Below are 4,336 nucleotides of genomic sequence, written 5' to 3' on the forward strand. Positions count from 1 at the left end.
GTCCATCGGTGCCCTCGATGTCCTCGATCCCGACCACGTGCCCGTCGATCACGATGGTCGCCTGACCGATGTCGAACGGGCTGAGCGCGGCCAGCACCTCGCGGCCCTTGGCAATATCGGCGAAATCGGATGCATCCGGCTCGATATGGGTCAGACATCCCTCCGGCATCAACAGATCCGGCGCGACATCCTTCAGCCCCACCAGGCGAAAACCCTCGCGCTCCAGGATACGGGCGATACCGGACAACAGATGATCATCCCCGCCACGAAACGCCGCCCAGACCTGACCGATGACGCGGAGCGTGCCGAAATCCAGACGAAGCTCGGACAGCGCCGGCCGTACCAACGTGCCGATGAAGATCAGGTCGCGGCAGCCTTCGGCGCGAAACAGTTTGGTGGCCCGGCCGAGCTGACCGACGGAAATCCAGTGGTGGCGGAATCCCGCGACCCGCTTCGGGTCGCACACGCCTTTCAGCGCGAACAGCACGGTGTCGATGCCGCGTGCGGCAGCCGATTCCGCCACTGCGAACGGCATGGTTCCACCGGCAGCGATCAGGCCGACGGGAGAGGCGATCGATGGCGCCGGCGCGGCCATCGTCAAGCCCGGCTGGCGTCGTCGGCCGGAAGGCAGAGCGGCCGATGCTTGGCGTCGGCGATAAAGCTGAGGATCTCGGCAATCGCCGGATCGTCGCCAGCCTGCGACTGCACGCGGCTCAAACGTTCGGCGAAGATGCCGGGTCCATGAAACAGCTTCTGATAGAAGGCGCGGACCGTGGCGAGCCGCTCGCGGGAGAATTTGCGGCGCTTCATGCCGATGATGTTGAGGCCTTCGAGCGCGGCATATTGACCGTTGACGAGCCCGAATGGAATGACATCGCCGCGCACGCCGCAGACCCCGCCGACCATCACCTGCGGTCCGATCCGGGTGAACTGATGCACCGCCGACAATCCGCCAATGAAGACATGGTCGCCGATCTCGCAGTGGCCGCCGAGGGTCGCCGACGTTGCGAAGATCACGTCATTGCCGACACGACAGTCGTGCCCGACATGGCTGCAGTTCATGAAATAACCGCGGTCGCCGACGCGGGTGATGCCGCCACCAGCCACGGTCCCTGCATTCATGGTGACGGATTCGCGGATCGTGCAGCCTGCACCGATCTCGAGCCTGGTCAGTTCGCCGCGATAGCTCAGGGATTGTGGCGGCGTGCCCAGCGAGGCGAATGGATAGATGGTGCAGCCATCGCCGATCCCGGTTTGCGCGGTGATATGGACATGCGCGATCAGCCTGCAATTGCTGCCGATCACGACATCGGGTCCGATGATGCAATAGGGACCAATCTGCGTGCCTTCGCCGATCACGGCGCCGTCCGCAACGCGTGCGGTGGGATCGATCGTGCTCATCGGATCAACTGCTGCCCGCCTTCGATTTGTCGTGAATAGACCTGATTTTTTGGTGGTTAGCGCGCAGTTCCGGCGCTGTCCAGTGACGTATGGTTACGCGGTGTTTCGGTCACGGACGATTGCCCCAGCAGAAAAATCCGACACGGAAAATCATCGCGGCGCCGCTTTGGGCTCGGTGCGATGGCAAGCCTTGGAAGCTCGCGCTGCCTGCTCAGTCCGTCAGCATCGCGCCGACATCGGCTTGCGCGACGGTCTTGCCGTTCACCCTGGCATCGCCGTGAAACCACCACATGGTGTTGCGGCGGCCGATCGAGGTCATGTGGTATTCGATGGTGTCGCCAGGCATCACCGGCTTGCGGAACTTGCATTTGTCGATGGTCAGGAAGTAGACCGCGCGCGGTTTCTCGGTGCCTTCGACCGACTTGATGCCGATGACGCCCGCGGTCTGCGCCATCGCCTCGATCATCATCACGCCGGGATAGACCGGCCGTTCCGGGAAATGGCCAAGGAACGGCGGCTCGTTGAACGTGACGTTCTTGATGCCGATTCCGCTGTAATCGGCGCGGATGTTGAGCACCCGGTCGATCAGCAGCATCGGATAGCGATGCGGGAGCGTCTTGAGGATGTCATTGATATCCACCAACGCAAACTTGACCGGCGACTCCTCCATCACTCCCGCCCCTCATCCTTTGCCTCAGCCTTGCCGTCGCGCACCAGGCGCTCGACCGCGACGATCTCCCTGAACCACTGCTTGGTCGGTTTGGCGAAGTGACCACCCCAGCGGCCATTCGGCGGGATGTCATCCTTCACGGCGCTCATCGCCGTCACCTGCGCCCCATCGCCGATCTTCAGATGATTGTTGATCCCGACCTTCGCCCCGAGCGCCACATTGTCACCAATCGTCAGGCTGCCCGCGAGCCCGATCTGGGCCGCCAGCAGGCAATGCCGGCCGATGCTCACATTGTGACCGATCTGGACCTGGTTGTCGATTTTGGTGCCCTCACCGATCACGGTGTCACGCAGGCTGCCGCGATCGATCGTGGTGCCGGCTCCGATCTCCACGTCATTCTGAATCAATACCCGCCCGGTCTGAGGGACTTTCAGGTGGCCTTCGGGACCGAAGAACAGGAAGCCGAAACCGTCCTGGCCGATGCTGCAGCCGGGATGGATCAGGACATTATTGCCGATCAGCGCGCACTGGATCGCCGAGCGCGCCCCGACATTGCAATCCCTGCCCATCCTGACATCGGCGCCGATCACGGCGCCGGCACCGATCACCGTTCCCGCGCCGATTTCGACGCGCGGTCCGATCACGGCGAGCGGCTCGACGATCACGCCGTCCTCCAGACGAGCCGTCGGATCAATGATCGCGGACACAGCGATTCCCTCACAACCGAACCAGGATTGCGGTCGAAGCGCATCGCGATGGAGTTCGCGGGCAATCTGCACGAAGGCCCGGAAGGGCTTTGCCGCGCGCAAGACCGCAACATGGGCGGGAACGCTGTTCGCAAACCGCGCGCTGACCAGGATGGCGCCCGCCTTGGTCGCGGCGAGATCGCCGGCATACTTCAAATTGTCGAAGAATGTCAGATGCAAGGGCCCCGCTTCGTCAAGCGAAGCGAGCCCCCTGACCGGCTGAGCGGCACGCGACGGATCGAGCAATTCGGCCTTGGCGAGCGCTGCGATGTCGGCCAGCGTCGAACAAGGAGGAGTTTCAAAGAAAGTCGGCTGCGCCATTCCATCCGTCGCGGTAACGAACTGCTTGTCGCTCGCGAGCGCCCCGGCGCGCGATGACACCCAAACCGATCGTCATCGCGCTCTAGCTCATTGTCTGGGCGGGATCAATTCGGAAAACCGGCCCCGGCTGTTGCGGATCATGCCTTAGAAGGAGGTACCGCCACCAAACTTGAATTCCTGCACCCGGTCGTACTGCCCCTTGGTCAGCGGGATCGCGTAGTCGAACCGCAGCGGCCCGAACGGCGAGGCCCAGATCAGACCGACACCCACCGAGCTGCGGACGATGCTGCTGCTATCGTACACCAAGCCTGTGCAGGTTCCAGGCGTCGGCACGGGAGTGACCGTCGGCTTGATGCAGTTCGAATTTTGCGGCGTGGTGACTTCCCCGGTCGCGGCCCAGGTCGTCGGCCCCTGGTAATCATACAGTCCACCGGCATCGGCGTAGACCGCACCCTTCAGACCAACTTCCTTCGGCAGGAACCAGAACGGCATCTGCAGTTCGAAAGACGCGCCCCAATATTTGGTGCCGCCGAGCGCGTCCATCGTGCCGTAGGGATTGATATCGCGCGGACCGATGCCGTTCGGAGCAAAGCCGCGCACCAGATTCGGACCCATCTGGAAATTGTCGAGCATGCGAAGCTGGCTGTTGCCGACCGCGTTCATGACGCCAGCCTGCACGTGCAGCAAACCGACGATATCGGCAACCAGCGGGGTGTAGTATTTGCCGTCGAACTGTTCCTTCAGATAGGAAACGTTGCCACCGACGCCGGCGAAATCCTGCTTGAAGTCGATCAAGAGGCCGTCGGTCGGGTTCTTATTGTTGTCGAGCGTATTATAGTCCAGCGAATAACCGACAGCCGATGTCAGCGACGGGCCGCTCGCAAGCTCCTCGCGCACCGGCAGGGAGGCCTCGCCATCGCTGTAACACCACAGGCCAAGGCCCGACGAGTCGACCGCGCCAAACCCCTGTGCCACCGCGGCTCCGCCGTTCGCGTTCACCCAAGCCGGTGACGGATTGAAGGCAAGGTTCGGGTTGTTGGTGGTATTGTTACAGTTCGCCAGAGCGGCCGGCAGCGAGATCTGCTGCTGATAGATCGAGTAGCGCAGCTGCAACGAGAGATCTTCGCGCAACTGGAAGCCCAGCCGCGGACTGAAGCCGATCGTCGTGGTGCCGTAGGAAACGTAGGTATTGGCGAGC

General features: G+C 62.7%; 5 protein-coding genes. All 5 read right to left on the reverse strand.

Features of this window, described 5'->3' with window-relative positions; translation table 11 throughout:
- Nucleotides 1-595 (reverse strand): LpxI family protein (locus WCB02_RS32180; protein WP_423964610.1); only part of this gene is annotated, 595 nt, incomplete at its 3' end.
- Nucleotides 596-597: 2 nt separating this feature from the next.
- Nucleotides 598-1,401, reverse strand: a complete 804-nt coding sequence (lpxA, locus tag WCB02_RS32185; protein WP_423964613.1) for an acyl-ACP--UDP-N-acetylglucosamine O-acyltransferase — start codon at nucleotides 1,399-1,401, stop codon at nucleotides 598-600.
- 211 nt (nucleotides 1,402-1,612) lie between these two features.
- Nucleotides 1,613-2,071, reverse strand: a complete 459-nt coding sequence (gene fabZ / locus WCB02_RS32190) for a 3-hydroxyacyl-ACP dehydratase FabZ (protein ID WP_423964616.1) — start codon at nucleotides 2,069-2,071, stop codon at nucleotides 1,613-1,615.
- Nucleotides 2,071-3,138, reverse strand: coding sequence for a UDP-3-O-(3-hydroxymyristoyl)glucosamine N-acyltransferase (gene lpxD, locus WCB02_RS32195; protein ID WP_423964621.1), 1,068 nt, complete (start codon nucleotides 3,136-3,138; stop codon nucleotides 2,071-2,073). Before lpxD ends, fabZ begins: the two co-directional genes overlap by 1 nt.
- A gap of 144 nt (nucleotides 3,139-3,282) precedes the next feature.
- Nucleotides 3,283-4,336 (reverse strand): BamA/TamA family outer membrane protein (locus WCB02_RS32200; RefSeq protein WP_423964619.1); only part of this gene is annotated, 1,054 nt, incomplete at its 5' end.

This window comes from Bradyrhizobium sp., assembly GCF_049581145.1.
Taxonomy (GTDB): Bacteria; Pseudomonadota; Alphaproteobacteria; order Rhizobiales; family Xanthobacteraceae; genus Bradyrhizobium.

Coding starts and splice junctions, on each gene's coding strand:
- lpxA (WP_423964613.1), bottom strand. CDS start 1,401: ATGAGCACGATCGATCCCACCGCACGCGTTGCGGACGGCGCCGTGATC.
- fabZ (WP_423964616.1), bottom strand. CDS start 2,071: ATGGAGGAGTCGCCGGTCAAGTTTGCGTTGGTGGATATCAATGACATC.
- lpxD (WP_423964621.1), bottom strand. CDS start 3,138: ATGGCGCAGCCGACTTTCTTTGAAACTCCTCCTTGTTCGACGCTGGCC.